Source organism: Xylophilus ampelinus, assembly GCF_003217575.1.
In the GTDB taxonomy this organism is placed as follows: Bacteria; Pseudomonadota; Gammaproteobacteria; order Burkholderiales; family Burkholderiaceae_C; genus Xylophilus; species Xylophilus ampelinus.
In genome coordinates this window covers 1-1,525 of the sequence record NZ_QJTC01000060.1, presented here as the reverse complement: position 1 = coordinate 1,525, position 1,525 = coordinate 1, and the positions used below count along the sequence as shown (strand labels likewise).

Sequence of the window (1,525 nt, the reverse complement as noted above, 5' to 3'; positions counted from 1 at the left end):
GCCCGCAGCATGTCCGAGGACGACAGCTCGCCGGAAGGGAGAAAGCCCATCTGGTGGGCGAGCGTTGCAGGGTCGGCTGCTATCTGGTGAATGCGAGCAACCGTGCAAAGACTTGCTAACGATCTATTGGCTTGAGAGCCCTTTATCATGACTGGTATGAGTTTCTGCAACTCGTTCTGCAATTGGTTGATTGCTGCCATCTGCCACACTGCCTCCCTTGTAGTCATTCTTCGGTTTTAGAAGCGAGTGGACTACCGTAACGAGAACTAGTAGCTCAACATAGAGAAAAATCGCCGCCATATGTAACATGCAGGTTAAAATATGTTTTCTAAATTTCATACCTTTTAGTTAAGGCGACGCCCCTAAATTTAAATCGTTGGCACTAACATTAATTTACATAAATGTAATAATTGCAACTATTTAAAAATTTGGAATGGTTGAAGATGGCGGTTCTGGATAAGCCATGCGCACGCCAATTGTGTAAAATCGCATAGTTGCCTGATGCATTGGCCTTGAAGCGACTTTTAGGCTCATCTGCGTGATCAGCTTTGGCGTCACGCAGACGTATCACTAGCTTTTTAATCGCATAAAGATAGGGTTTTCAAGGCAGACAGATAGCTGGAATAAAATTAGTATCAACTCTGAACTTCATCTTTGAAAATCGGAAGTTTTCATTCCAAGTAAGTGCATTTTATGCAGGTCGATGAACCAAGAAAAGCATTTTGATTTATAGAAAGCATAGAAGGGGCTGGCCTGCCTAGATAAAGGACACTCCGAAACGCCTAATTTCCTTTTCAGTATTTTTAATACAAAATTTTTGGTTTTTTCGGAGAAGTTTTATATAGTCTTTTGATGGAAGCTGTCTTTTGATGTTGCGCCAATCCAAAAGGACTCAAATGATTCAAAAAATTTGTATTTTTTCAATTTTTCTGATGACGGCCTGCGGCGGTAAAAATGATACCGTTAATGTTCAAATTTTACCCTCTGAATACAAATTTGAAGAAGTTAAATCAACTTTAGCCACACCGGTAGTTGATGAAGTTGTTCGGCTCAAACCGAAAATGGTTCATATTTCTACATGCCGTTCGACTCCTAATTCAAAATTAATTCAGTTTAATTTAGAACTTCAGGCTCGGCTTGATACAAAGATTACGAGCGGATTTTATAAGGAGTGCCCTGAAAATTAGCAGTTGAATGCAAGTCGTGCATACGCCAAAACGGAATGAAAGCGGCTGATTTTATGGCGCAATTCCATATCGCATGACCGGCCATTAAAAAAATTTCTCGCTTTCGTGTCATCGAGCTTCGGCAGACATGAACATGTGGCCAACGGTGTCCATTCGCATTTGCGATGGATTTTGACGCATCATGAATGGCAACGTGCGGCACCTCCTCATCTGTTGGCTCCACAGCATCTCCAACACATCAATAGTCCGCGCTGAACAACATCTAACCTATTGATCTGTGTTGGGAATTTGGCAGCTTGATGGCACCGAATTTGCAAGACAATGAATTCAAGACATTC

Annotated in this window: 2 protein-coding genes; one reads left to right on the top strand and one right to left on the bottom strand. The window is 41.8% G+C overall.

Annotated features, from left to right (window positions below; translation table 11 throughout):
- A partial coding sequence (locus DFQ15_RS18040; RefSeq protein WP_233504571.1) for a cysteine peptidase family C39 domain-containing protein occupies positions 1-200 on the bottom strand: 200 nt, incomplete at its 3' end.
- A gap of 696 nt (positions 201-896) precedes the next feature.
- On the opposite strand from DFQ15_RS18040, the gene DFQ15_RS17305 reads away from it, so the two are divergent.
- Positions 897-1,187: a hypothetical protein gene (locus tag DFQ15_RS17305; protein ID WP_146228796.1), complete on the top strand. Its 291-nt coding sequence runs from the start codon at positions 897-899 to the stop codon at positions 1,185-1,187.
- The last annotated feature ends 338 nt before the right edge of the window (positions 1,188-1,525 follow it).

Coding starts and splice junctions, on each gene's coding strand:
- DFQ15_RS17305 (WP_146228796.1), top strand. CDS start 897: ATGATTCAAAAAATTTGTATTTTTTCAATTTTTCTGATGACGGCCTGC.